The sequence below is a fragment of the Lentzea sp. NPDC058450 genome, from assembly GCF_042721395.1.
Classification (GTDB): Bacteria; Actinomycetota; Actinomycetes; order Mycobacteriales; family Pseudonocardiaceae; genus Lentzea.
The window spans coordinates 232,224-257,103 of sequence record NZ_JBHXLO010000007.1; the positions used below are offsets into that span (position 1 = coordinate 232,224).

The 24,880-nt window shown below is 70.7% G+C and carries 20 protein-coding genes, 1 pseudogene and 1 riboswitch; of the genes and pseudogenes, 8 read left to right on the top strand and 13 right to left on the bottom strand.

The genetic code is table 11. The annotated features are described in order from the left end of the window. Nucleotides 1-44: 44 nt before the first annotated feature. The 3 genes from ACFWNN_RS14245 to ACFWNN_RS14255 are packed head-to-tail and all read left to right on the top strand — an operon-like array spanning nt 45 to nt 2,916. Nucleotides 45-1,115 (top strand): outer membrane lipoprotein carrier protein LolA, encoded by a 1,071-nt coding sequence (locus ACFWNN_RS14245; protein ID WP_382440318.1) that lies wholly within the window; start codon nt 45-47, stop codon nt 1,113-1,115. Then, the gene (locus ACFWNN_RS14250) at nt 1,112-2,116 is read left to right on the top strand and encodes an ABC transporter ATP-binding protein (protein ID WP_382440319.1); all 1,005 of its coding nucleotides are present in this window, start codon (nt 1,112-1,114) and stop codon (nt 2,114-2,116) included. The genes ACFWNN_RS14245 and ACFWNN_RS14250 overlap by 4 nt, the downstream gene beginning before the upstream one ends. After that, nucleotides 2,113-2,916 (top strand): ABC transporter permease, encoded by an 804-nt coding sequence (locus ACFWNN_RS14255; protein ID WP_382440320.1) that lies wholly within the window; start codon nt 2,113-2,115, stop codon nt 2,914-2,916. The genes ACFWNN_RS14250 and ACFWNN_RS14255 overlap by 4 nt, the downstream gene beginning before the upstream one ends. 138 nt (nt 2,917-3,054) lie before the next feature. Here the strand turns inward: ACFWNN_RS14255 and ACFWNN_RS14260 are convergent. From ACFWNN_RS14260 to ACFWNN_RS14280, 5 genes and pseudogenes are all read right to left on the bottom strand, one after another. After that, nucleotides 3,055-3,357 (bottom strand): annotated as a pseudogene (locus tag ACFWNN_RS14260) (HIT family protein); the annotation flags it as partial. Further along, on the bottom strand, nt 3,354-4,109 hold the full coding sequence (locus ACFWNN_RS14265) for an SDR family oxidoreductase (protein ID WP_382440321.1): 756 nt from the start codon (nt 4,107-4,109) through the stop codon (nt 3,354-3,356). The gene ACFWNN_RS14265 and the pseudogene ACFWNN_RS14260, both read right to left, overlap by 4 nt. A gap of 12 nt (nt 4,110-4,121) precedes the next feature. Beyond that, nucleotides 4,122-5,072 (bottom strand): ABC transporter ATP-binding protein, encoded by a 951-nt coding sequence (locus tag ACFWNN_RS14270; RefSeq protein WP_382440322.1) that lies wholly within the window; start codon nt 5,070-5,072, stop codon nt 4,122-4,124. Beyond that, the gene (locus ACFWNN_RS14275) at nt 5,072-6,679 is read right to left on the bottom strand and encodes an ABC transporter permease (protein ID WP_382440323.1); all 1,608 of its coding nucleotides are present in this window, start codon (nt 6,677-6,679) and stop codon (nt 5,072-5,074) included. Before ACFWNN_RS14275 ends, ACFWNN_RS14270 begins: the two co-directional genes overlap by 1 nt. Continuing rightward, a complete protein-coding gene (locus tag ACFWNN_RS14280) occupies nt 6,655-7,653 on the bottom strand; it encodes a thiamine ABC transporter substrate binding subunit (RefSeq protein ID WP_382440324.1) in 999 nt (332 codons plus the stop codon). The genes ACFWNN_RS14275 and ACFWNN_RS14280 overlap by 25 nt, the downstream gene beginning before the upstream one ends. After that, a riboswitch (TPP riboswitch) is annotated at nt 7,647-7,757 on the bottom strand. It overlaps the preceding gene by 7 nt. Before the next feature lie 34 nt (nt 7,758-7,791). Here ACFWNN_RS14280 and ACFWNN_RS14285 point away from each other — a divergent pair. Continuing rightward, a complete protein-coding gene (locus tag ACFWNN_RS14285) occupies nt 7,792-8,085 on the top strand; it encodes a 4a-hydroxytetrahydrobiopterin dehydratase (protein ID WP_382440325.1) in 294 nt (97 codons plus the stop codon). 140 nt (nt 8,086-8,225) lie between these two features. Beyond that, the gene (locus ACFWNN_RS14290) at nt 8,226-9,125 is read left to right on the top strand and encodes a glycoside hydrolase family 88 protein (RefSeq protein ID WP_382440326.1); all 900 of its coding nucleotides are present in this window, start codon (nt 8,226-8,228) and stop codon (nt 9,123-9,125) included. On the opposite strand, the gene ACFWNN_RS14295 is transcribed toward ACFWNN_RS14290, so the two are convergent. The 5 genes from ACFWNN_RS14295 to ychF all read right to left on the bottom strand — a co-directional run bounded on the left by ACFWNN_RS14295 (nt 9,042) and on the right by ychF (nt 17,414). After that, nucleotides 9,042-10,256 (bottom strand): mannosyltransferase, encoded by a 1,215-nt coding sequence (locus ACFWNN_RS14295; RefSeq protein WP_382440327.1) that lies wholly within the window; start codon nt 10,254-10,256, stop codon nt 9,042-9,044. The two genes, ACFWNN_RS14290 and ACFWNN_RS14295, sit on opposite strands and share 84 nt — an antisense overlap. 281 nt (nt 10,257-10,537) lie before the next feature. Beyond that, the gene (locus tag ACFWNN_RS14300; protein ID WP_382440328.1) at nt 10,538-10,693 is read right to left on the bottom strand and encodes a hypothetical protein; all 156 of its coding nucleotides are present in this window, start codon (nt 10,691-10,693) and stop codon (nt 10,538-10,540) included. Between the two features lie 64 nt (nt 10,694-10,757). Next, on the bottom strand, nt 10,758-13,475 hold the full coding sequence (locus ACFWNN_RS14305) for a BTAD domain-containing putative transcriptional regulator (RefSeq protein WP_382440329.1): 2,718 nt from the start codon (nt 13,473-13,475) through the stop codon (nt 10,758-10,760). A gap of 10 nt (nt 13,476-13,485) precedes the next feature. Further along, on the bottom strand, nt 13,486-16,212 hold the full coding sequence (locus ACFWNN_RS14310; protein WP_382440330.1) for a BTAD domain-containing putative transcriptional regulator: 2,727 nt from the start codon (nt 16,210-16,212) through the stop codon (nt 13,486-13,488). Nucleotides 16,213-16,334: 122 nt separating this feature from the next. Then, nucleotides 16,335-17,414 (bottom strand): redox-regulated ATPase YchF, encoded by a 1,080-nt coding sequence (gene ychF / locus ACFWNN_RS14315; RefSeq protein WP_382440331.1) that lies wholly within the window; start codon nt 17,412-17,414, stop codon nt 16,335-16,337. An 80-nt stretch (nt 17,415-17,494) separates the two neighbouring features. On the opposite strand from ychF, the gene ACFWNN_RS14320 reads away from it, so the two are divergent. Continuing rightward, the gene (locus ACFWNN_RS14320) at nt 17,495-18,775 is read left to right on the top strand and encodes a bifunctional transcriptional activator/DNA repair enzyme AdaA (RefSeq protein ID WP_382440332.1); all 1,281 of its coding nucleotides are present in this window, start codon (nt 17,495-17,497) and stop codon (nt 18,773-18,775) included. Continuing rightward, nucleotides 18,772-19,284 carry a methylated-DNA--[protein]-cysteine S-methyltransferase gene (locus tag ACFWNN_RS14325; RefSeq protein ID WP_382440333.1) on the top strand — a complete coding sequence of 171 codons (513 nt, stop codon included), beginning with the start codon at nt 18,772-18,774 and terminating at the stop codon, nt 19,282-19,284. Before ACFWNN_RS14320 ends, ACFWNN_RS14325 begins: the two co-directional genes overlap by 4 nt. Here ACFWNN_RS14325 and ACFWNN_RS14330 read toward each other — a convergent pair. The 3 genes from ACFWNN_RS14330 to ACFWNN_RS14340 are packed head-to-tail and all read right to left on the bottom strand — an operon-like array spanning nt 19,268 to nt 23,841. Then, nucleotides 19,268-19,813, bottom strand: a complete 546-nt coding sequence (locus ACFWNN_RS14330) for a hypothetical protein (RefSeq protein WP_382440334.1) — start codon at nt 19,811-19,813, stop codon at nt 19,268-19,270. The two genes, ACFWNN_RS14325 and ACFWNN_RS14330, sit on opposite strands and share 17 nt — an antisense overlap. 9 nt (nt 19,814-19,822) lie before the next feature. Further along, nucleotides 19,823-22,705 carry an AAA family ATPase gene (locus tag ACFWNN_RS14335; RefSeq protein ID WP_382440335.1) on the bottom strand — a complete coding sequence of 961 codons (2,883 nt, stop codon included), beginning with the start codon at nt 22,703-22,705 and terminating at the stop codon, nt 19,823-19,825. After that, nucleotides 22,702-23,841: an exonuclease SbcCD subunit D gene (locus ACFWNN_RS14340; RefSeq protein WP_382440336.1), complete on the bottom strand. Its 1,140-nt coding sequence runs from the start codon at nt 23,839-23,841 to the stop codon at nt 22,702-22,704. The genes ACFWNN_RS14335 and ACFWNN_RS14340 overlap by 4 nt, the downstream gene beginning before the upstream one ends. 99 nt (nt 23,842-23,940) lie before the next feature. Here ACFWNN_RS14340 and ACFWNN_RS14345 point away from each other — a divergent pair, with 99 nt between their 5' ends. Continuing rightward, complete coding sequence (locus ACFWNN_RS14345) at nt 23,941-24,852, top strand: DNA recombination protein RmuC (RefSeq protein WP_382440337.1); 912 nt, start codon at nt 23,941-23,943, stop codon at nt 24,850-24,852. Nucleotides 24,853-24,880: the final 28 nt, after the last annotated feature.

Genomic DNA, 24,880 nt, shown 5'->3' on the forward strand with positions numbered 1-24,880 from the left:
ACCACCAAGCTGTGACTACAAGCCCTTGGAGGAGGGGACCACTGATGAACAAGCGAAAGGTGACCCTGGCCGCTGCGGCGGCCGGTGTGATCACCGGCGCGGCAGGCCTGAGCCTGCTCGCCATGCCGGCGGGTGCGGGCCAGCCGCCCACCCTGCCCGACGTGTCCGCCGAGTCGCTCGTCGAGCAGGTGCTCACGAGCAAGCCCGGTGCGTTCGGCGGCACCGTGGAGGTCGACAACAAGCTCGGTCTCCCGTCGATCGCCGAGATCCCGCAGCTCGCCGACGGCAAGCACAGCGCGCGGATCTGGACGGACGGCAACGGCAAGTTCCGCGCCGCCCTGCCGAACGGCCAGTCCGAGCAGACCATCGTCGACGACGGCACGACCACCTGGTCGTGGAACTCCGCCGACAACGAGGTCACGAAGTCCGAGCACAAGGCCGACCAGCCGCGGCCTTCGGAGAACAAGGCCGAGTCGGTCAACCCGGCCGAGGCGGCCAAGCAGGTCGTCGGCATGACCAAGGAGTTCAGCGACATCTCCGTCGACGGCACCGCGCGCGTCGCGAACCGTGCCGCCTACGAGCTGGTGCTGACCCCGAAGGCCACCGAGAAGACGCTGATCCGCGAGGTGCGGATCGCCATCGACTCGGAGCTGAAGATGCCGTTGCGCGTTCAGGTGCTCACCAACGGCACCAGCGAGCCCGCGGGCACGGTCGGCTTCAGCGAGATCAACGTGGGTCCGCAGGACGCGAAGCTCTTCGAGTTCACGCCGCCCGCCAACGCCAAGGTCACCACGCCCGAGGCGAAGGAAGAGCGTCAGGGCCAGAAGCCCGAACTGGGCATCGAGCAGGCGTTGCAGGGCAAGGACCCGCAGATCTTCGGCACGGGCTGGGACACGGTCATCGGTGCGCGCATTCCGGCCGAGGCCATGACCCAGGTTCCGGCCGAGGCGCAGGGCCTGGTCGACAAGTTCACGAAGAAGGTCAGCGGTGCCTGGGGTAGCGGTCAGATCTTCAACACGAAGGTCGCCACGATCCTGATCGCGGACGACGGCCGCGTGGTCGCGGGTGCCGTTCCCGAGCAGGTGCTGTTCGACACGATCGGACAGGTGAAGTGACCACCTCGACCAGCGCGCCGGTGACAGCGCCTGCCAAGACCGCTGTCGCCGCGCGGACCAAGGGTCTGCGCAAGGAGTACGGGAGCACGGTCGCCGTGGACCGCGTCGACCTCGAGCTGCCGGAAGGAGCCGTGCTCGGCATGCTGGGCCCCAACGGGTCCGGCAAGACGACCACGATCCGGATGCTGCTCGGGTTGGTCCGCCCCACGCAGGGGGAGATCGAACTGCTCGGAAGGCCGTTGCCAGAGGGAGCCGAGCAGTCACTTCCGCACGTGGGCGCGCTGGTCGAGGGTCCGGGGTTCCACCCGTTCCTCAGTGGTCGGGAGAACCTCGTCAGGTGTGCCGCGTTCGAGCCTCTGCTGCCGCGCAAGGAGATCAAGCAGGCGGTCGAGGACGCCATCGAACGCGTCGGGCTCGCCCAGGCGGCCCACCGCAGGTTCCGGGGGTACTCGCTCGGCATGAAGCAACGTCTCGGCCTGGCCGCGGCGTTGCTCGTGCCGCGCAAGCTGGTCGTGCTCGACGAGCCGACCAACGGCCTCGACCCGGCCGGCACGCGGGAGATCCGCAAGGTCATCGCGGACCTGCACGCGGCCGGCAGCACGGTCATGGTGTCGAGCCATCTGCTGAGCGAGGTCGAGGCGACCTGCACGCACGTCGCCGTCCTGCACCGCGGCACCGTGGTGGCCCAGGGAGAGCTGAACGAACTGCTGCAGGCGGGCGGTTCGGCGCTCCAGGTGATCACCCCGGACGTCGAGAAGGCGCTGAGCGCGTTGCGGCAGGCCAAGATCTCGGCCAGGCCGCTGGGTGACGGCCTGCGCGTCGAGCTCGCGGGGACGAGCGCGCCGCAGGTGATCGAGACCTTGGTGCGCGGCGAGGCCCGCGTCTTCGAGGCCACGCGCTGGAAGACCGGCCTGGAGGAGCTGTTCGCGCGGCTCACCGAGGCCGAGGAGGCCGAGCGCGGAATGTCCGCAGTGGACACTCTGGACGGGGGACGCCGGTGATCACGCGTCAGTTCGGCTCCGAGGTGCGGTGGATGCTGCGCCGCCCGCGCACGTTGATCGGCCTGTTCGGCCTGATGCTGGTGCCGATCATCATCAGCTTCGGCATCTGGACCGCGGGCGAGGACGGCGGCGGTGGCCCCGGTCTCGCCGCGATCATCCAGGGCAACGGCCTGGTCGTGCCGATCTTCACGTTGTTCCTGTCGCTCAACCTGCTGCTGCCGCTGGTGGCGTCGATCTGGGCGGCGGACGGCCTGGCGGGCGAGGCCCAGCACGGCACGTTGCGAGGCCTGCTCGTCGCCCCGGTCTCCCGCGTGCGGCTGCTGTTCGTGAAGCTCTTCGGCCTGGCCGCGATGTCGCTGTTCGCCGTCACGCTGATGGCCGTGGTCGGCATCATCGCCGGCACCGCGTTCCTCGGCTCCGACGGCATGGCGACGCTGTCCGGTACGACGTTGTCGACCGGCGAGGGTCTGGTTCGCATCGCACTGTTCGTGGTGCTGGTGACGTTCCAGATGGTGTCGGTCGGCGCGGTCGCCCTCGCCGTCTCCGCCACCACCGAGCACCCGCTCGTGGTGCAGGCGGCGACGATGGTGTCGATCATCGTGTTCCAGGTGCTGGGGCAGTTCTCGTCACTGGACTGGCTGCACCCGTTCCTGATCACGACGGGGTTCCCGGGGCTGGTCGACGTGATGCGCGACCCGATCCCGTGGGACCAGATCGGCGACAGCACGTTGCTCGCCGGGTGCTACCTGCTGATCGGGACGGGCCTCGCGGCCATCCGCCTGATCACCAAGGACAGCTAGCAGTTTGTTGGCATAGACCCGGCGTTGCTCGCCGGTCGCGAAGCCTGGCAGCGGCGACGACCCGTAGAGGTTGTCGCCGCTGTATCGCGGAATGACGTGGACGTGGAAGTGCCACACGTCCTGGTTCCCGGCGGGCTCGTTGTGCTGCCGGGTGGAGATGCCCTCGCAGCCGTACGCGGTGCGCATCGCGACGGCGATCTCGCGCACTGCGTCGTGCACGGCGTGGCCGTACTCGGCGGGCAGCTCGTAGATGTTCTCGTGGTGCGCGTTGGGGATCACGATGACGTGGCCTTCGTTGTTCGCCCACCACTGCGATGCCACGAACGCGGTGGCGCGTTCGTGGCGGAGCACGACGTCGGCCTGGCTGTCGATCTCGGTGTCGCCGCCGGCGAGCAGGAAGCAGAACGGGCACTCGTACCCGGCCGGCGCGTGGCTGATCATCTGCGGAAGCCGCCCTCGCTGTTCAGCACCTGACCCGTGATCCACTGCCCGTCGTCGGTGCACAGCCAGGAGATCAGCCGGGCCGCGTCGTCCGGCCGGCCCCAGCGCTTGAGCGGCATCCGCTCGTTCACGAACTCGGTGAGCTCCGGACCGGCCCACCCGGTGTCGGTCGGCCCGGGGTTCACCGCGTTGACCGTGATGCCCCGGTCCGCCAGCTCGTACGACAAAGTCGCCACGATCGCCGCCAGCGCCCCCTTCGAGGCCGCGTAGGCCACCTCGCCGGGCATCGGGCCGAGGTTCTGGCCGGACGTCATGAACACGATCCGGCCGCCGTCCTCCCTGGTCCACTGGCGGGCAAACGCTTGCGCCAGCAGGATCGACGAGCGGGTGTTCACGGCGTAGTGCTCGTCGAGCTTGGTCGCGTCCATCTCGGCGAGTGAGCCGTCGCCGCCGGACCGCGCGTGGTTGCACACCAGCACGTCGACCCGTCCGTACGCCTCGACCGCCGCCGCCATCAGCTCCGCCGGTGCCTCCGGCCTCGCCAGGTCGACGCCCAGGCCCTGCACGCCGAGGTCCGTCAGCACCTCGTTCACGTCGTCGGCGCCCCACGGCTGCGAGGCGTCGTGCGCGACGTGGTGCTGCACGAACACCTCGGCGCCCAGGCCGGTCAAGCGCGATGCGATGGCGTAACCGATGCCCTGCCGCCTGCTCACTCCCGTGACCAGCGCGACGCGTCCCCCGAGAAGTCCCATAGGGCCTAACAACTACCCGACTCGCGCGACGCCGTCCAAGTCAATTGCGAGGCGCACTCGGTCGCCGACGGAGACCGGGCCGACGGCCTCGTACTCCTCGCCGCCGATCTCCACCAGCAGCCGGACGTGGTCGCGCCGGTGCACGCGTTCGACGACCGTGCCCTCCAGCAGGCCGTCCGCGTCCACCCGCAACGCCGTGGCGCGCAGCCCGACGCGTTCCACGTCCAGTCCGACGAACGAACCCGGCACGAACTTGTTGCAGCCCAGGAACTTCGCCGTCTCCACGTCGACCGGTGACGACCACACCTCGGCGGGTGGCCCGACCTGGACGATGCGGCCGCGCGACATGATCGCGACGCGGTCGGCCAGGGTGAAGGCCTCGTCGTGGTCGTGCGTCACGACCAGGGCGGTCGTCGCGGCCTCTCGCAGCAGGCGGGCCAGGTCGACGGCGAGCTGTTCGCGCAGCGCGCGGTCCAGCGCCGACAACGGTTCGTCCAGCAGCAGCAAGCGGGGTGAAGGCGCCAACGCCCGCGCCAACGCCACCCGTTGCTGTTCGCCGCCGGACAGCTGCGTGACGCGGCGGTCGGCATAGCCTTCGAGGCCGACGAGCTCCAGCAACGACAGCACGCGCTTGTCGCGCGCCTCGCGTTCGACCTTCTGCATGCGCAGGCCGAACGCCACGTTCCCGGCGACCGTCCGGTGCGGGAACAGCTGCCCGTCCTGGAACACCAGCCCGAACTCACGGCGGTGCACGGGCACGCCCGCAAGGTCGGCGGAATCCCACCGCACAGCACCGGAAGAGGGCTTCTCCAGGCCCGCTACGGTCCGCAGCAACGTCGACTTGCCGCAGCCCGACGGCCCGAGCAGCGCCACGACCTCGCCGTCCGCCACCTCCAGCGACACGTCCGACACCGCCGCCGTCTGTCCATAGCGGACGGTGATCGAGTCCAGTTCCAGCGCCATCAGAACTCCCCGCTGCTCGGCACGCGCAGCCGTTCGATCAGCAGCACGCACCCGACCGTCACGACCATCAGCAGCGCGCACGCCGCGTAGGCCATCTGGCTGTTCAACTCCCCCGGCCGCGACATCAGCCGCGCGATCACCACCGGCAACGTCGGCGCGTCCGGCCGCGCCAGGAAGCTCGTCGCCCCGAACTCCCCCAGCGCCACGACATAACCGAACCCGGCGGCCGCGGCCAGCGACCGTCCGACCAGCGGCAGATCCACCTCACGCCACACGCGCGCCGGCGAGGCGCCCAACGTCGCCGCCGCCTGCCGCAGCCGTTCGTCGACCGCCCGCAACACCGGCAGCACCATCCGCACGATCAACGGCGTCACCACCAGCGCCTGCGCCAGCGGCACCAGCAACGGCGAGGTGCGGAAGTCGCCCGGCAACGCGTCCATCGTGATCAGGTACCCGAACCCGACGGTCACCGCGGACACCCCGAGCGGCAGCATCAACGCCGTGTCGAGCACCTCGGCGAACCGCGCGCCGGACCGCCGCAGCCCGACCAGCACCACCGCCGAGAACACCCCGACCACCAACGCCACCAGCGTCGCGTCGAAGGCCGTGCGCAACGAGTTCAGCGCCGCGTCGATCCCGGTCACCGCCAGCGTGCCGCGATCACCCCGGCTGTTCAGCGCCACGTACCCCGCGAGGCTCCAACCGTCCCGAGTGGACAGTGACCGTGTCACCAGCCCGACCACCGGCAGCAACAACGCCGCCACCACGGCGAAAGCGGCCGCCACGACGTACCACTCGCCACCGGTCGGCCGGCGCGCCAGTTCTTCGCGACCGCGCAACGCCAACGCCGTCTCGCGACGACGCCGGGCCAGCGCCCCCAGCACCAGCACCGCGAGCACCGCCGCGAACTGCAACAGCGACAGCGCCGCCGCCCCGGACAGGTCGAACAGCTCGACGGTCCGCAGGTAGATCTCCGTCTCCAGCGTCCGGTACCGCGACCCGCCGAGCACCAGCACGACCCCGAAACTGGTGGCGCAGAACAGGAACACGACCGCCGCCGCCGACCCGATGGCCGGTGCCAGCGCGGGCAGCACCACCGACAGGAACGCGCGGGGACGAGACGCACCCAACGCCCGTGCGGCGTCCTCGGCACGTCGATCCGTGTGCGCCCACAGCCCACCAACGGTCCGAGCGACCACAGCGACGTTGAAGAACGCGTTGGCCAGCACGATCGGCAGCACTCCGCCGTCCGGCCAGAACGTCCGGAAAGCCAGGCCCACCACCACGGTCGGCAGCACGAACGGCACCATCACGGCCGCCCGGATCACTCCCAGCCCGCGAATCCTGCAGCGGGCCAGCACGAACGCCAACGGCATGCCGGCGAGCACCGCGACCACGGTCGAGGCGAGAGCCTGGCCGAGGGTGAAGCCGACGAGCTCCCAGGTGTCGGCCTCGACGAGTGCCTTCGGCACACCGCCTTCGCGCAGACCGAGGGTGACGATCGCGAGCACGGGCCAGGCGAAGAAGAGGGCGAGGAAGGCCAGCGGCAGCAACGCCGCCGCGGACCACCCCGTCCGCGAACTCAGCCCTGCACGAGCTTGCGCCACTGCTCGACCCAAGCCTCGCGGTTGTCCTTCACCTTGTCGGCAGGCAGCGACTGCGGTGAAGACGGCAACGGAGCGTCCTTGGCCCACGACTCGGGCAGCGCGACGCCCTCACGTGACGGGTACACGTACATCTGCTCGGCCACCTGGGCCTGGAACTTCTCGCCCAGCAGGAAGTCGAGGACCTTCTTCGCGTCCTCGGGGTTCTTGGCCCCGCTCAAAACGCCCGCGTACTCGACCTGGCGGTAGCAGGTGTCCAGCACGGCCTTGGTCTTGCCGCCCTCCGCCGACGGCGACGACGCGTACGACACGACGATCGGCCGCGTGCCCTTGGTGGCGGAGAACTCCTGGTTGTAGGCCTCTTCCCAGCCGCTCACGACCTTGACGCCGTTGGCCTTGAGCTTGGTCCAGTAGTCCTGCCAGCCGTTCTCGCCGAACTTCGCGACCGTGCCGAGCAGGAACGCGAGACCGGGCGACGACGTGGCCGGGTTCTCGACGACCAGCATGTCCTTGAACTTCGGGTCGACCAGGTCCTCGTACGACTTGGGCTCCACGCCGCCGAGCTTGGCCGGGTCGATGTTGAGGCACACGTCACCGACGTCGACGGCCTGCAGCCGGTTCGAGTCGTCGGCCTTGTACCGCTGCGCGCCCTTCGCGGCCTCGGGCGAGGCGTACTCGGCGAACACGCCCTCGCTCAGCGCCCGCGACGCGAACGTCGAGTCGACGCCGAACGCGACGTCGCCGATCGGGTTCGCCTTGGTCAGCACCAGCTTGTTCGTCAGCTCGCCGGCGTCACCGCTCGCGATCTGCTTCACCGTGATGCCCGAGGACTTCTGGAACTCGTCCAGCACCTCCGGCTTCACCACGAACGAGTCGTGCGTGACCAGCGTGACCTCGTGCGACTGCGGTGCGGTCGACGTTCCGGCCGAGCACCCGGCCAGTACGAGAGCAGCGCAAACAGCCAAAATCCTTCTCACAGCAAACCTCTCCCTACGCCGGTATGACCCGGATCAGGTGGACGGTCGAGGGCTTGCGAGCCCTCCTCTCAGCCCGGCGCTTCACCGGACTCCCGTGGTAAACGCGCAGCTTACGTCACGTGATGGGACGATCAGGACATGGCCGAGCTGTTGAGCGACGATCAGTTGAACGACGTGCTGCCCAAGCTGCCCGACTGGAGCGCCCAGGACGCGGCGCTGGTCCGGACCGTGGAGCTGGAGAGCTTCTCCAAAGCGATCATGGTCGTGAACCGGATCGCGGAGATCGCCGAGAACGACAACCACCACCCGGACATCGACATCCGTTACAAGACACTGACATTTCGCCTGTCCACGCATTACAAGGGAGGAATCACCGCGCTCGACGTGACCCTCGCCGAGGAAATCGACGGGGTCCTGGACGCGCTGGGCTGATTCGGTCAAGATGTGCGCTGCCGCCGCCCGCGGAAATGAGAGGGAACACCCTCATGCGGTTGCGCACATCACTTTTCGTCTTGGTTTTGACCGGGACACTTACCGCGATTCCTACCGGCGCGAACGCCGTTCCTTGTGCCGTGACGGACACGATGATCAAGGCCAGTCAGGCTTGGGTCGACCGGGGTGTGGACCAGGCGGCGAACACCTGGTCCAACGCCGGCTTCCACGTCGGCAACCTCGCCCAGGTGCGCACCACCGGGATCAGCAACCACAAGACGTGGCCGTGGGTGCAGGCGAACAAATATCTGCTCCCCGTCGACCCCGCGAACCCCTTCGCCCCGGACGCGCAGGCGACCGGTGAGCCGTACCTCGACGTGGCGTTCTTCCACCCGGAACCCGAGGTGCTGCAACCGTTGCGCGACAACCTGCGCACCCAGGTGAAGGACGGGAAGAACCACTGGCAGCAGCCGGACGCGCTGGCCATGGCGCTGCCGTCGTTCACGCGGATCGCGTTGGCCGACAACGACAAGGCGATGCTCGACTACTCGTTCCAGTCGTACAAAGCGCTGAAAGCCCGCACGTTCAACGACTTCACCGGTCTGTGGAGCCTGAACGTGCAGACCAACGGCTGGGCCGTGCAGGGTCTCGCGAAGGCGGTGCTCGCGCTCCCGGCCGACCACCCGTACCGCGCCGAGTACGCCAGGACGCTCGCGAAGAGCCTCAAGACGTTGAAGCTCCTGCAACGCCACGACGGCTTCTGGGGCGCCACGGGCAAGGACTCGGCGGCCACCGCGATGATCACCTACGCGATCGCCGCCGGCATCAACGCGGGCGTGCTCGACCGGGCCACCTACCTGCCGCACGCCCAGAAGGGCTGGCAGGCGTTGCTGACCGCGCTCGACGCCGGCGGACTGCTCGGCTGGACCGCGGCCCGCAACTCCTGGAAGCCCGCGTCAGCCGGCGACTCGGCTGGGTTCGCCGTCGGCAGCTTCCTCATCGCGGGGCAGCAGATCGTCCCTCTTACGCCGGGTTGCTAGGCCGATCGCGACCAGCGTGAGCAGGCCCGCGGCCGGATAACCCCAGCCGAGCACCACGAAGACGAACGGCCGCGGGAAGTCCCAGATGTTCGGCTGGGCGAGCAGCAGGAACGAGATTAGGTAGCCGCCGGTCAGCAGCACCCACAGACCGGCGGTGATCTTGCAGAGCAGGTGCCCGCCCTCGTAGACCAGCCACAACAGGGCGGGCACCATCCACACCCAGTGGTGGCTCCACGAGATCGGCGACACGAGCAGGCCGAGCATCTGGACGCTGACGATCAACGCCAGCACGTCCTTGGTCCTGCTGACCGCGAACCAGGTCAGCGCCGCGGCGACGAGCACGGCGACGATGTAGATCGGCCCGGTCTTCACGTCGTAGCCGAACGTCCGGCTGAGCGCGCCGCGCATCGACTGGTTGATCGCGCTGCCGACCGGGCCGACGCGGCTCGCGTCCCCGAGCAGCTGGAACCAGAACTTGTCCGACTGCGACGGCGAGATCGCCCACCCGATGCCGTACACGACGACAAAGGCGACGAACGACCACACGGCGGCCATCCACCGGCGCTGGATCAGGAAGTACAGCCCGGAGATCGCGGGCGTGAGCTTGATGCCCGCGGCGAAACCCACGCCGGCGCCGCCGACCCAGTTGCGCGCGCTGGCGAGCGTGCCGATCAGGATCGCGACCAGCACGAGGTTGATCTGGCCGTAGTTGAGCGTGGTGCGGACCGGTTCGATCCACAGCGTCAACGCGGTCCACATCATCACGCGGCGCGGGTCCTGCAGCTTCAGCAGCTTCAGGGTGACGTGCACGATGTAGCAGAGGCAGCCCAGGCAGAGCAGCTGCCAGATCCAGCGCGACGCCTCCCACGGCACCCAGCTCATCGGCGTGAAGATCGCCGCCGCGAACGGCGGGTAGGTGAACGGCAGCGGGAACACGTCCGCGTACTGGTCGAGCCGCCACTCGTAGAGGTCGCCGGAGAACAGGTGCGGCGACCCGTTGCGGTACACCAGCAGGTCGATCATGGTCATCTTCGCCTGGAAGGCGACCATGAAGAGGTGCCCGGCGACCGACAACGCGAGCAACCACGGTGCTACGGAGAGCACACGCGCTTCCACAGCACGGAGTTTCACCCCGAAAACGTTACCCGAGGCAACGAAGCGGGGTACCCCGGCGTCATAACAACGGGAGAGATCGCAAGAGGGAGTTTTTTCGATCATGTCAGTTGATGTTGTCGTCGCCGCTGTCGCCGCTCTGGCCATGCTGGGGGTCGCGTTCGGAGTGTTCGCGGCTGCCGCGCGCGCGAAGAACCACGTGTAAAGCCGTTGTGAGACAAAAGAAGGGGCCAACCTCCACAGTGGAGGCTGGCCCCTTTTCCGTTCCGCCGTTACCGGGGGGAGGGAGGAACGGCGGCTCAGAAGTAGTGCGCACGACCGCCGACCGGCTTGCCGACCGCGCCCAGCACGGCCAGGATCGCGCCGATCACGAGCAGCACCACGCCCAGAGTCGTCAGGATGCTGATACCGGCCAGCCATCCGACGACGAGCAAGATCAGTCCGAGGGCGATCATCGAAACCTCCAGGTGGGGAATCCTGAACTAGAGGTACCCGGCGGAGGTCGGTACAAACCTCGCGTCATACATCGGTCAGCGATACAAGTCGTTCCCTGACACCGTCCGCCCGCGAATCCCCCCACTGCTCGAAGACGGCCGCGGCCTCGGTGAGGGACTCCCGCGCGCCCGCCCCGTCCCCGGCGGCCACCTGCGCCTCGGCCAGTTCGGACAGGGCGTCGGCGAGGTCGAGGGTCTCGCGGCGCGTCCGCATCATCTCGACGGCCTCGCGGTGGCACCGCACGGCCTCCTCGACCTCTCCGGTGCTGAGGTAGATGTCGGCCAGCGTCTGGCGGGCCAGCGTCGTCGTGGGAGACGGCAGTGGCGTGTCCTGCGCCCGGAACCACTCGTCCGCCGCGACGACGAGCGGCAGGCCGCGTTCGGTCTCTCCCAGGCGGTGGTGGGCGCGGCCCAGGCCCAGCCGCAACGCCGCCTGCTCCCTGGGCCCGCACTGGTCCACCTGCGGGTACACCGCGAGCAGGGCTTCCAGCGCGTCGGCGTCACGGCCCTGCTCCTCGTACAGGAAAGCCAGTCCGCGCGCGAGGTTCGCCTTGCCGTCGGGCCTGCCGAGCAGGTCCTCGCACCGCATGGCGGCGTTGATCTGGGCCTCTCCCCTGGTGAAGTCGCGTTGCGCCAGGAGCACGCCCGCCAGCGCGCGGCGCAGGCGCGCCTGCGCGAAGACGTTCCCCAGGCGCAGGGCCGCGTCCAGCCCGACCTGTTCGACGGCTTCGGCCTCGGCCAGGCGAGCGCTGTTCACCAGGTGGAGGTGCTGGTTGTAGCTCGTCCGCCAGGCGTGGTCGTCCGCACCGGCGGCGACCATGGCCGGCACGATCCGTTGCAGCACCTTCTCCTCGGCGTCGTACCAGGCGTGGACAACGGCCACGTCCGGCAGCGGCGTCAGCACCACCCCGTCGGCCGGCGGGGCGCACGGCGGCCATTCGACCGGAGCCGAGGCCAGGACGTCTCCCGCAACGACCGAGGTGTGCAGGTAGTGGTCGAACAGGCGGCCCCGGGCGGCGGCGCGCACCTCGGGCGGGAGTTCGGCCACGCGTTCGGCGGCGTAGTCGCGCAGCAGGTCGTGGCGGGTGTACCGGCCGTCTGACTGCACGGTGAGGAGACTGCCCGCGACGAGCTCGCCGAGGACCTTCCTGGCGCGTGCGACGGGCAGTGCGGCGAGGCTCGCCACGGCGTCGACGCCGAAGTCGGGACCGGGGTGCAGGCCGAGCAGCACGAACACCTGGGCGGCGGTCTCGCCGACCGACCGCAGCGACCAGGAGAAGACGGCGCGCACGGCCGTCGACGGGTCCTCGATGTCGAGCGCGTCGAGCCGTTCGCGCTCCAGCTCGTCGGCGAGGGTCGTGAGCGGGTCCCCGTAGGCGGCGCGGGCCGCCACGATGCCGAGGGCGAGCGGCAGGCCCGCGCACCGTTCGACCAGGCGGGCGAGGGCCTCGGGTTCGGCGGCGGCGCGCTCGGCGCCGATCCGCGCGGTGAGCAGGACCGTCGCCGCGTGGTCGTCGAGCACCTCGACGGCGAGCGGCCGGGCACCCTCCCGCGCGACCAGGCCGCTCATCCGGTTGCGGCTCGTGATCAGCACGAGGTTGCTCGCCCCGCCGGGCAGCAGCGGGCGGACCTGCTCGGCGTCCCGCGCGTTGTCGAGCAGCAGCAACACCCGCCGTCCGGCGAGCACCGACCGGTACGCGGCGACGAGGGCGGCACCGGGCGGCGGGACGTCGTCCTCGGGGACGCCGAGGTCCAGCAGGACGTCGCGGGCCACCGCGAACGGGTCGAGCGGCTCGGCGTCGAGGTCGAACCCGCGCAGGTTGACGTGCAACTGTCCGTCCGGGAAGCGATCGGCGACCTGGTGCGCCCACTGCAACGCCAGGGCCGTCTTCCCGACCCCGCCGATGCCGTTGAGCGCGGAGATCAGCACGGGCTCGCCCGGCCTCGACCTGAGCATCTCGGTCAGGGCGGCGAGCTCCTGTTCGCGGCCGACGAAGTGCGGGTGGGCGGGCGGCAACCGGCGGGGCACCGGGGCCGCGGCCGGCACGTGCCCGGCGAGGACCAGCTCGTGCGCCGCGCGCAGCCGTGCGCCGGGGTCGACGCCCAGCTCGTCGGCGAGATGCCTGCGGGCCTCCTGGTACGCCGCGAGCGCCTCGGCCTGCTCCCCCGCCCCGTGCAGCGCGAGCATCAGCTGAGCCCAGAACGTCTCGTGCGCCGGGTGCTGCCGCACCAGCGAACGCAGTTCGGGCACCAGCACGTCGGTGACGTGGGCCAGGTCGGCGTCTATGCGGCGTTCCAGCGCCGCGATCCGTTCCCGCTCGATCGGCGGCACGTCGTCGCGGTGCAGCGACTCGGAGACGACGTCGGCGAGCACGGACCCGCGCCACAGCTCCAGCGCGGCGTGGTGCTCGCCTCGCGCGGTCAGGCTCCGGAACCGCGCGAGGTCGAGCTGTCCGTCCTGGACCTCCGCCGTGTAGCCGCGCGTCCGGGTGCGGACGCAGTTGGCCGCCCCCAGCGACTGCCGCAGCCGCGCGACGACCATCTGCAACGTCTGGCGCGCCCTGTCCGCAGCGGGCGGACTGCCGTCCCAGACCCGGTCGACCAGCTCGTCCACCGAGACGAACTCGTTGGGGCGCAGGAGGAGCATGGCGAGCAGCACGCGGCCGCGCCCGGCCGGAACGTCGACCTGCTCACCGTCGAGGAGAACTTCCAGCGGCCCCAGCACGCGGTACTCGACGATCACCTCCCCGAGTCTAGGGCGTTCCGGATTCCGGGAGGGTCTCGATCAGCTCCCTCACCTCGGCAGCCGACTCCCGGCGCAGGCGCTCGTAGATCGCGAGCGCTTCGGTGAGCGGTTCCCTGGCCGTCGCGGGCTCTCCCACCCTGATGCTGAACTTCGCCAGGCGGACGAGCGCGTCGGCGATGTCGACGTGGGTGTTCATGGTGCGCAGCACGTCGATGCTGGCCTGGTAGTGCTCGACGGCCTCCGCGTGCCGGCCGAGGTCCGCGCAGATGTCCCCGATCGACTCGGCGTTGTTCGACTCGGGCATGGCCGGAACGCCCGCCAGGGAGACCTCGGTGAACAGCTCCTGCGCCTCCAGGCAGAGTTCGAGGGCGCGGTCCAGCTCACCGACGTGGTGGTGCGCCCTGCCGTACGCCCCGACGAAGCACGCCCGCTGGTACGCCTCCAGCTCGGCGATCCTCGGGTACAGCGCGCCCAGCACCTGCAGGGCGCGGTCGTGCTGCCCCGTCTCCTCGTAGACGTGCGCGAGGCCCCGCGAGACGTTCGCCTGTCCGGTGACGTCTCCCATCTCCTGCTCGCACCGCAACGCGGCGACGAGGTGGGCCTCCGCCTCGGGGTAGGTCTGCTTCGCGATGTTGACCGCGCCCAGCGCGCGGTGCATGCGTTGCCGGCCGAACACGTCATCACGCCGTCGCGCGGCCTCCAGCGCGAGCAGTTCCGCGGCTTCGAGCTCGGCCACCAGTCCCTCGCGCAGCAGCGTCAGGTGCAGCGTGTAGGCGAGCCGCCAGACGAGGTCGTCCGCACCCGCGGCGACCATGTCGCGCAGCACCCCCAGCACCACCCGGTGCTCGAGGAGGATCCAGTTCCTCGCCGTCGCCACGTCCGGCATCCGCAGGACCACGGCGTCCGGTGACGGCGGCGCGAGCGGTGTCCAGACGGCGCGGGGCTCCGCGAGCCGGTTCCCGGCCAGTGCGGTGTGCAGGTAGTGGTCGAACATGCGGTGCCGCGCCCCGGCCTGTTCCTGCGGCGGCAGTTCGCCGAAGCGTGCGGCGGCGTAGTCGCGCAGCAGGTCGTGCAGGGTGAACCGGCCCGTGCCGGTCCGGGTGACGAGGCTTCCCGCGACCAGTTCGTCCACCGCGCGGCGGGCCTGGGCGGGCGGCACCGCGGCGAGACTGGCGGCGGCCTCCACCGTGAACTCGGGCCCGGGATGGGCGCCCAGTGCCACGAAGAGTCCTGCCGCGCTCTCGCTGACGGACCGCAGCGACCAGGAGAAGACCGCGGCGATGCCGGTCGCGGGGTCGTCGATGTCGAGCGCTCCGAGACGTTCCGCCTCCAGTTCGTCCGCAAGTGCCTCGAGGGAGTCGCCGTAGGAGGCGCGGGCCGCCACGATGCCCAGCGCCAACGGCAGCCCCGCACACCGTTCGACCAGCCGGGACACGGCTTCGGGTTCGGCCGCGACCCGTGCCGCGCCGATCCGTTCGGTCAGCAGGTCGGTCGCCGCCCGCTCGTCCATCACGTCGAGCGCCACGGGGTGGGCGCCCTCCCGCACGACGAGCCCGCTCAGCCGGTTGCGGCTGGTGACGACCACCAGGCTCCCGCTGCCACCGGGCAGCAGCGGACGCACCTGCTCCACGTTCCGCGCGTTGTCGAGCACCACCAGGACCCGGCGCTTCGCCAGCATCGACCGGTAGGCCGCGATCACCGCGTCGTCGGACCTGGGCAGTTCCTGCGCGGGCACGCCGAGCGCGGTGAGGAACTCGCGGGCCGCCACGACCGGGTCGAGCGGATCGGCGCGCAGGTCGAACCCGCGCAGGTTCACGTACAGCTGGCCGTCCGGGAAGTGGTCCGCCAGCTGATGTGCCCACCGCACGGCGAGCACGGTCTTCCCGACCCCGCCGATGCCGTTGATGGCGGAGATCAGCACGGGTTCGCCCGGCCGCGCGTCGACCATCTCGGTCAGCCGCAGCAGCTCGTCCCGCCGCCCGACGAAGTGCGGATGAACGGGCGGGAGCTGCCGGGGCACAGCCGCCTTCGCGGCAGCCTCCACGGCCAGCACCTGCTCGTGCGCCCGCCGCAACCGCGGTCCGGGGTCGACGCCGAGCTCGTCGGCGAGAAGCGCGCGGATCTCCTGGTAGGCCGCGAGTGCCTCCGCCTGCCGGCCGGCGCCGTGCAGGGCGAGCATCAGCTGGGCCCAGAAGGTCTCCCGCAGCGGGTGCTCCCGCACCAGCGAGCGCAGCTCCGGCACCAGGACGTCCGTGGCCCGGGCGAGGTCGGCGTCGATCCTGCGCTCCAGCGCGAGAACGTGCTCCTCCACCAGCTTCGGCACGTCCTCGCCGTGCAGCGAGTCCGACCTGACGTTGGCGAGCACCGGACCACGCCACAGCTCCAGTGCCTCGCGGTAGGCCCCCTGCCCGGCGAGCAGCCGGAACCGGGCGAGGTCGAGCTGGTCCGGCCCGACCTCGGCCAGGTAGCCGCGAGCCGACGTCCGCACGCAGTTGGCCGCCCCCAACGACTGCCGCAACCGCAGCACGACCGTCTGCAGGGTCTTGCGCGCACGCTCGGGATCGGGCGCATCGCCGTCCCAGACCCGCTCGACCAGTTCGTCGGCGGACACGAACTCGTTGGCGCGCAACAGGAGCGTGGCGAGCAGCACCCGTCCCCGGCCGGCCGGAACCGCCACGAGCTCCCCGTCGAGCACGACCTCCAACGGCCCCAGCACCCGGTACTCGACGATCACCCGGCGAGTCTAAGGGCGTTCGGGGAACACCACCCGCGCCGGGCGACTCCGCCCACGCAGGCCCGCAGACGGGAACGGGCCCTGGGGGAAACTCGCCCCAGAGCCCGTTGAACTGCGAAAAGCTAGACGTTGAAGCGGAACTCGACCACGTCGCCGTCGGACATGACGTAGTCCTTGCCCTCCATGCGGACCTTGCCCGCCGCCTTCGCGTCGGCCTTCGAGCCCGAGGCCACCAGGTCGTCGAACGACACGACCTCGGCCTTGATGAAACCCTTCTCGAAGTCCGTGTGGATCACGCCGGCTGCCTGCGGTGCGGTGGCGCCCTGCGGGATCGTCCAGGCCCGCGCCTCCTTCGGACCCGCCGTCAGATAGGTCTGCAGGCCGAGCGTGTGGAAGCCGGCGCGGGCGAGGGCGTGCAGGCCCGGCTCGGACTGGCCGATCGACTCCAGCAGCTCCAGGGCTTCCGACTCGTCGAGCTCCAGGAGCTCCGACTCCACCTTGGCGTCGAGGAAGACCGCGTCGGCCGGGGCCACGAGCTCGCGGAGCTCCTTCACGCGCGCCTCGTCGCTCAGGACGCCCTCGTCTGCGTTGAAGACGTAGAGGAACGGCTTGGTGGTGAGCAGGCTGAGCTCGCGGAGCAGTTCACCGTCCACTTCGGACTGCGCGGAGAACAGCGTGCGGCCCGAGTCGAGGATGTCCTTGGCCTTCTTGGCGTTCTCGAGGGTGGCGCGGCGGTCCTTCTGCATCCGCGCCTCCTTCTCGATGCGCGGGATGGCCTTCTCCAGGGTCTGGAGGTCGGCGAGGATCAGCTCGGTGTTGATCGTCTCGATGTCGCTCGACGGGTCCACGCGGCCGTCGACGTGCACGACGTCCGGGTCGTCGAAGACGCGGATGACCTGGCAGATCGCGTTCGCTTCGCGGATGTTCGCGAGGAACTTGTTGCCGAGGCCTTCGCCCTCCGACGCGCCCTTGACGATGCCCGCGATGTCGACGAACGACACGACCGCGGGCACCTCGCGTTCGGAGCTGAAGATCTCCGCGAGCTTGGTGAGGCGCGCGTCCGGCAGCGGCACCACGCCCACGTTCGGCTCGATGGTCGCGAACGGGTAGTTCGCGGCGAGCACGTCGTTGCGCGTGAGCGCGTTGAAGAGGGTGGACTTGCCAACGTTGGGCAGGCCGACGATACCGAGGGTCAAACTCACGGGGAACGAGTCTACGGCAGCCGACGGTCGTGTCCGATTCCCGCGAGCCAACGGCCGTTCTCGCTGGCAGGATCGTTGGCATGGTCATTGACGAAGAACACGCGTACCGGGTGTGCTCCGCACGTGACGCCCGTTTCGACGGGTGCTTCATCCACGCGGTCCAGACGACCGGCATCTACTGCCGCCCGTCGTGCCCCGCGGTGACCCCGAAGCGCCGCAACAGCCGTTTCTTCCTGACGGCGGCCGCCGCCCAGTCGGCGGGCTTCCGCGCCTGCCGCCGCTGCCTGCCCGACGCCGTGCCCGGCTCGCCGGAGTGGAACCTCCGCGCGGACCTCGCGGGCAGGGCGATGCGCCTCATCAGCGACGGCGTCGTGGAACGCGACGGCGTGACGGGCCTGGCGTCGAAGCTCGGCTACTCGGAACGCCACCTCACCCGCGTCCTCACCGCCGAACTGGGCGCGGGCCCGCTCGCCCTGGCCCGTGCCCACCGGGCGCACGCGGCCCGCCTGCTGATCGAGACGACGGAACTCCCGTTCGCCGACATCGCCTTCGCCGCGGGCTTCGCGTCCGTCCGCCAGTTCAACGACACGATCCGCATGGTCTTCGCCTCCACCCCGTCCGACATGCGGGGCAGGGGCAAGGCCCCGATCGGCACGCCGGGCCGCATCGTCCTGCGCCTGCCGTACCGCCCGCCGTTCGACGCCGAGGGCCTCCTGATCCACTTCCGCGCCCACACGCTGCCCGGCGTCGAGGAGGTCACCGCCGACTCCTACGCGAGGACGCTGGCGTTGCCCCACGGCGAGGCGACGGTCCGCCTGACGTTCCCCGCGGACCACGTCCTCTGCTCCCTTCGCCTCGCCGACGTGCGGGACCTGGGCACCGCCGTGGCACGGGTCCGCCGTCTCCTGGACCTCGACGCCGACCCGGTGGCCGTGGACACGTTCCTGGGCGCGGACCCGGCCATCGGCCCCCTGGTGCGCGCCACCCCGGGCATCCGCGTGCCGGGCAGCGTCGACGGCGCCGAAACCCTGCTGCGCCTGGTGGCCCCGTTCGCCGGCGTCCCGCTCCAGATCCCGGACGGCGCCCTCACCCACCTCTACACGGCGGCGGACCACCCGCTGACCGAGGCGCTGGCCACCGGCAGACTCGCGATCGACGTGGGCCGGACCCAGGAAGACCTGACCGAGGAACTCACCAGAGCCGCGGGCGCCGAAGTCGCCGACGAGGTCGCCATGCGCGTCCTGGGCGCCCCGGACGTCCTGGCACTCCCGGAACACCTGGCCCAGGACGGCCGCCAGTGGCGTCCCTGGCGCTCCTACGCCGCAGCACACCTGACGAGGAAGGCAGCAACATCATCATGACCGTCGCGCACACGTCCACAGTGGACACCCCGGCGGGCCCGTTCACCGCGATCGTCGCCCCGGACGGAGCAGTCCTGGCCAGCGGCTGGACCGCCGACCTGGCCCTGCTGACCCCGCAGATCCACGCCACCCTGATGCCCACCGAGATCACCGAACGCCCGGACCTCGGCGACGTCACCAAGGCGGCCATCGCCTACCACGAGGGCGACCTGGCGGCCATCGACACCATTCCGGTCCGCCAGAAGTCGGGCCCGTTCCTCCAGCACGCCTGGGACGTCCTGCGCACGGTGAAAGCAGGCGAACCCGTCACCTACTCCGAGTACGCCGAACTCTCCGGCCGCCCGGCGGCGATCCGCGCGGCGGCCTCGGCCTGTGCCCGCAACTCGGCGGCCCTCTACGTGCCGTGCCACCGGGTGATCCGGCTGGGCGGCAACCTGGGCGGCTTCCGCTGGGGCCTCGAGGTGAAGCAGTGGCTCCTGACCCACGAAACCCCTACCCCACGAGGTTGATCGCCGGCGGCCCGCTGATGGTCACCAGGCCCGTGCCGCACCGCGCACACGGCCTGGTGATCGGCCACACGAGGTTCGTCTGCACGGACTGCTCACCGCCGTACCAGTCGTCCACGCCCGCGTCCCGGCACGCGTGGCAGCCGACGCGGTAGAACAGCCGGACCCACGGACCCGCGCCCAGCTCACCCACCTGCGCCCCCGGACGTTCGGCGTCGGTGAACGGCGACCACCAGAAGGACAACCGGCACCGCAACGTCCGGGTGGCGCCGTCGCCGGCCGAGTCGAAGCCGGTGACGCGGATGGGCGCCGGGTGGGTGCCCGGCCGGATCTCGCCCTGCCCGGCCTGCCACTCCAGGGGCGACTGGGAGGAGTGGCACACGCCGTGCTCCGCACCGTGCCGCAGGCTGACGGTCCGGCCGGCCCGGCGGCACACGAAGCAGTCGTGCGAGTACTCCACCTTGGTCGACCACCCGAAGTGGGCGGCCTCGGTGACGGCGACGCGCGCGGTGATTTCCACGTGGGACAGCACCGGCCGAGGCTAACCGAGCGAGACCTCCAACGTGGACCCGGAACGCGCCTTGCGCACCCTCAACCGGGTGGGAATGCGCTGCCGCAATTCCTCCACGTGGGACACGAGCCCGACGACCCGCCCGCCCGCGCGCAGTTCGTCCAGCGTGTTCATCACCATGTCGAGCGTGTCCGAGTCGAGCGTGCCGAAGCCCTCGTCGATGAACAGGGTGTCGAGCAGCGCGCCGCCGGTCTCGTTGGCGACGACGTCGGCCAGCCCGAGAGCCAGCGACAACGACGCCAGGAACGACTCACCGCCCGACAACGTCTTCGCCGGGCGCGCCCGGCCCGAGTAGTCGTCCAGGACGTCGAGGCTCAACCCGACCTTGCGGGTTCCCTTGGAACTGGCGGAGTCGGAGTGCACGAAGCCGTACCGCCCCTGGCTCATCCGGTGCAGCCGGGCGGAGGCCGCGACCGCGACCTCCTCCAGCCGGGCCGCGAGCACGTACGACCGCAGCGTCATCCTCTTGGCGTTCTGCCCGGAACCGTTGATCACGTCACTCAGCCCGACGAGCTCCGCGTAGGCCGTCTCCAGCGGTTCCAGGGACTTCCACTCGGCGCGCAACCGCACGGCCAGCTGACCGACCCGGTCGAACGCCTCCTGGGCGCGGTGCCGGGCCGTCGCGGCGGAGGACGCGGCGGCACGCGCCGCCGACCACACCTCCGTCACCTCGCCCAGGTCCACCTCGGTGTCCGGGTCGACCCCGGCCAGCTCCTCCAGCGTCGCCAGCGCGGAGGCGCGGGCGCGTTCCCACGAGGTGATCCACTCGTCCAGCGCCTGCAGCTTCTCGGGCGATCGGGCCGCGGCCTTGGCGGCGTCCACGTCCGCGAATCCCGCCTCGGTGGCGAGGGCGGCGACCCGCGTTCGCTGCTCTTCGACGCGCGCGGCGGCGGCCTCGCGGGCAGAGCGGCGATCGGCCAGGTCCACCAGCGCCTTCGCCAGGCGCAGCAGGTGGTCGCGCCGGGTCAGCACGTCCTCGTGGTCACCGCGGGCCTTGTCCAGCCGGGCGCCCCGGTCCTCGACCACGACCACCAGCGAGGCGTGTTCGGTGCGCAGGACCACCAACTCCTGCTCCACCTGGGCCTTCTCCGCGCCCAGTTCGCGCGTCTTGCCCTCCAGGGCGACGAACTCGGTCTGCCGCTGCGCCCGCGTCCGGGCCAGGTCCAGGGCTGTGCGGTACTCGGCGACGACAACGGCCGGCTCGTCCGAACCCAGGGCCTCCCAACAGGCCTGGATGCGCAGTTCGGCGCTGTGGGCGACCCTCTCGGCCTCGGTGCGCCGGTCCAGCGCCACCTGTTCCTCGGCCGCCGCGTCGTCCTCGTCGCTCGCTTCCACCCCGCCCAGCATCGGCTGCGCGGGAGCCGGGTGGGAGGGCGAACCGCAGACGGCGCAAGGCTTTCCGCGTTTGAGAGCCGCCGCCAACTCGATCGCCATGTTCTCCAGGCGCTGGTGCCGGACCTGCTGGAGGACGTCCTTGGCCTTCTGGTGGACGTCGATCGCCTCGCGCACGGCCTTCTTGGTGCGTTCCAACGCATCCGTGGCGTCCGGGAGGGCCAGGGCGGCGTCGGCCCTGGACTTCAGGGACTCCAGGCGCGCGGAGGCCTCGGCGGCCGCGTCGAGCTGGAGGCGGCACTGGGCCACGCGTTCCGGGAGCACGTCCAGTTCGGCGTTCAGCGCCAGCAGGCGGCGTTCGACCTTGTACGAGGAGTCCTTCAGCACCGAGAGCCTGCGTTTGTCTGCCTGCTGGCGTTCAGCCTCGGCGGCCAGCTCTCCCAGGCCGCCCGCCTCCTCGCGGAAGCGCTCGGCGTCCTCCCGCAACGACGACCCCGTGTATCCGAGGCCCGCCAGCGACTCCGCCGCTCGGGCCTCGTCCCGCCCGGCGAACTTGTAGGTCTCCTGCAGCTTGGCGATCTCGCCGTACGCCGGGCCGACCGGGCTCGCGCGGCGGGCCGCGTCGCGCTCGGCGAACCACGACGCGGAGTCCGCCGCCTCCACGCGGGCCAGCTGCGCACGTGCCTCACGGGCGCGCCGGAGCTGCTCGGCCTGCACCCGGGACTGGGCCAGCATCGCCTCGGCTCCGTCGGCCACGCCCGCGGTCTCCTCCGACAGCGCCGCGGCCGCGGCCGCGGCGGAGGAGAGCCGCTCCAGCACGGAGTCGAGCCAGCCCGGCTCGGACGACGGCTCCTCGCCGGCGGCCTCGGCCACGCGCTGCACCAGTTCCGACGCGACCTGGCGGCGTTCGTCCAGCGCCCGGCCGGCCGCGACGCGCCTGTCCCGGAACCACTTCTCGACGTCCAGGAAGCGCCCGGTGCCGAAGAGCTTCTCCAGCAGCACCTCGCGTTCGGCCGTGTCCGAGCGCAGGAAGCGGGCGAACTCCCCCTGCGGCAGCAGCACGACCTGGAAGAACTGGTCGTGCGACATGCCGAGCATGCTGTCGACCGCTTGCGCCACGTCGTCGATGCGGGTGAGGCCCTCGCCGTCCCAGCCCTCGAGCCAGGTCAGCGAGCACTTCGCGGGCTGGGTCGTGAAACCTCCGGACCCGCGCTTCTTCGGCCGGTCGAACTCCGGTGAGCGGACGATCCTGAACCGCCGCCCCTGCACCGTGAGCTCCAGCGAGACCTCGGTCGGCCGCTGCGGATCGGCGTAGTCGCACCGGAGCTTCTTCACGTCTCCGCGTGCACCGGGAACCTTGTTGAACAACGCGAAAGCCACCGCGTCGAGCAGCGTCGTCTTGCCCGCGCCCGTGTCGCCGTGCAGCAGGAACAGCCCGTCCGCACCCAGTTCGTCGAAGTCGACGACCTCGGTCCCCGCGTACGGCCCGAACGCGGTCAGCTCAAGGCGATGAAGTCTCACTGCCTCTTCTCCCTCGCCACCGACGCGAACGCCTCGCGCAACAACGCCTGCTCGGACTCGGTGGGCTCGGAGCCGCGGGCGTCCGACACGAAGCAGCAGGCCACTTCCTCGTCAGAACGGCCGCGCACCCGTTCCGCGTAGGTCATGTCGTGCTGCGGGCCCTGGTCCGGGCGCCACTCCACGTGCACCGCGTGTTCGAAGCGCTTCTGCAACTGCCGCAACGCGTCCATCGGCCGGACCTGGTCCGTCAGCACCACCGACAGGAAGTGGTCCTCCAGCGGCGTGTGCGCCGGATCCTCCAGCACCGAGGCCAGCGTCCCCGACACCACCGCCAGCTGCCGCGGCACCGGCAGATCCCGCCGTTCCACGCCGACGAGCCCACCGGCGTCCAGCTCCACCAGCCACACCGACTTGCGGTGCCGCGCCTCGGAGAACGAGTACGCCAGTGGCGAACCCGAATACCGCAGGTTCTCCGCCAGCGTCTGCGGCCCGTGCAGATGCCCCAGCGCCACGTAGTCGACGCCCGCGAACACCTGCATCGACACGTCCTGCACACCGCCCACCGCGATGGTGCGCTCGGACTCCGAAGGCGCCCCTCCGGTCACGAAAGCGTGCGCCAGCACCACCGAACGGGCCTCGCGCGATGCCAGGTCGGCGCGAATCCGCTTCATGGCCTCGCCGAGTACGGGCGCGTGCCCCTTCTCGGCCACCCCGAGCACGTGCCGCGCCGGCTCCGGTTCCAGGAACGGGATCCCGTACACCGCCACCGGCCCGTGCTCGTCCTCCAGCTCGACGGGCTTGTCCAGCAACGAGATCTGCGTGCGCAGGTGCAGCCCGCCCGCCGCCGCGAACTCCCCGAACACCCCGATCCGCGCCGCCGAGTCGTGGTTGCCCGGGGTGATCACGATCCGCGCCCCGGCCGCCCGGATCCGCATGAGCACCCGCGCGCACAACGCCACCGCGTCCGCCGAGGGCACCGCCCGGTCGTACAGGTCGCCGGAGATGACGACGACGTCGACCTTCTCGGAAGACACCAGGTCAGCGAGGCCGCCCAGCACCGACTCCTGCTCCACGAGCAGGTCGCGGCCGTGGAACGTCCGTCCCACGTGCCAGTCGGAGGTGTGCAGGATCCGCATGGCACCAACCGTAGAGACGGGGTCCGACAAAACTCCGGGAGGGTTCCCGGCGTGTCACCCGATCGAGTTCAACATCTCTGGGGGAGCATCATCGGTGCCGTGACCGCAGTGATCATCACCGCCCTGATCGTCCTGGCGCTCGTCAGTGCCGGGGCGCTGCTGTTCGTCTGGCGCCTCTACCAGGACAGCGTCCGGCGCACCGACGAGGCGCTCCAGGCCATCAGCACGGAACGCGCGCGCTACGACTCCCAGCAGCAGGCACTCCAACGCTACGAAGTGGCGTTCTCCAGCGTTTCCGGACGCGGCGAACTGGGCGAACAGGTGCTCGTCGAAACGGCGCGCGCGCTCGGCCTGAGGGAGAACCTCCACTACACGCTCCAGACGGACGTGGCGGGCGGTGGCTCCGTCCGGCCCGACATGGTGCTGAACGTGGGCGGCGGCCGCGCGGTCCCGGTCGACTCGAAGATGTCCATGGCCACCTGGGCCGAGGCCGTCGAGACCGACGACCCGCAGGAACGCCAGGACGCCCTGAGGGTGCACGTCCGCAACATCCGTTCGCGTGCCGCCGAACTGGCCGGCAAGGGCTACCAGCGCTGGGCCGACGCCATCTACGGCACGATCATGTTCGTCCCCAACGACGGCGCGGTCGTCGCGGCCCTCGACACCGATCCCGAACTGCTGCGCTGGCTGCTCGACCGCCGCGTCTTCCTGTGCGGCCCGACGGGGTTCGCGGTGATCGCGTCGAGCGCGATGTTCGCGGTGACCGAACGCGCGCTGGCCGAGGACGTCGAGCAGGTCAGGCTGTCCGCTGGCCGCGCGAACCGGGCCGCCGACAGCGCCATCGAGGCCGTCAACCTGTCCACCACGCACCTGCAGCGGTTCCTGTCGGCGAGGCGCCGCGAACTGGAGGCGCTGGAGGGTTTCCGGGCGAGCGTGGAGCCGCTGACGGACGCTTCCGCCACCCCCACGCCCCTTCCTCTGGTCCGAAGGGCGGACGAACAGTCCGCTTAAAACGCACGCAGTGTGCGTACAGGTTGCT

Excerpts from the sequence above, each read along its gene's own strand:
- ACFWNN_RS14285 (WP_382440325.1), top strand. The coding sequence starts at position 7,792 with ATGGCCGAGCTGTTGAGCGACGATCAGTTGAACGACGTGCTGCCCAAG.
- ACFWNN_RS14340 (WP_382440336.1), bottom strand. The coding sequence starts at position 23,841 with ATGCGGATCCTGCACACCTCCGACTGGCACGTGGGACGGACGTTCCAC.
- ACFWNN_RS14320 (WP_382440332.1), top strand. The coding sequence starts at position 17,495 with ATGGTCATTGACGAAGAACACGCGTACCGGGTGTGCTCCGCACGTGAC.
- ACFWNN_RS14325 (WP_382440333.1), top strand. The coding sequence starts at position 18,772 with ATGACCGTCGCGCACACGTCCACAGTGGACACCCCGGCGGGCCCGTTC.
- ACFWNN_RS14300 (WP_382440328.1), bottom strand. The coding sequence starts at position 10,693 with ATGATCGCCCTCGGACTGATCTTGCTCGTCGTCGGATGGCTGGCCGGT.
- ACFWNN_RS14270 (WP_382440322.1), bottom strand. The coding sequence starts at position 5,072 with ATGGCGCTGGAACTGGACTCGATCACCGTCCGCTATGGACAGACGGCG.
- ACFWNN_RS14265 (WP_382440321.1), bottom strand. The coding sequence starts at position 4,109 with ATGGGACTTCTCGGGGGACGCGTCGCGCTGGTCACGGGAGTGAGCAGG.
- ACFWNN_RS14245 (WP_382440318.1), top strand. The coding sequence starts at position 45 with ATGAACAAGCGAAAGGTGACCCTGGCCGCTGCGGCGGCCGGTGTGATC.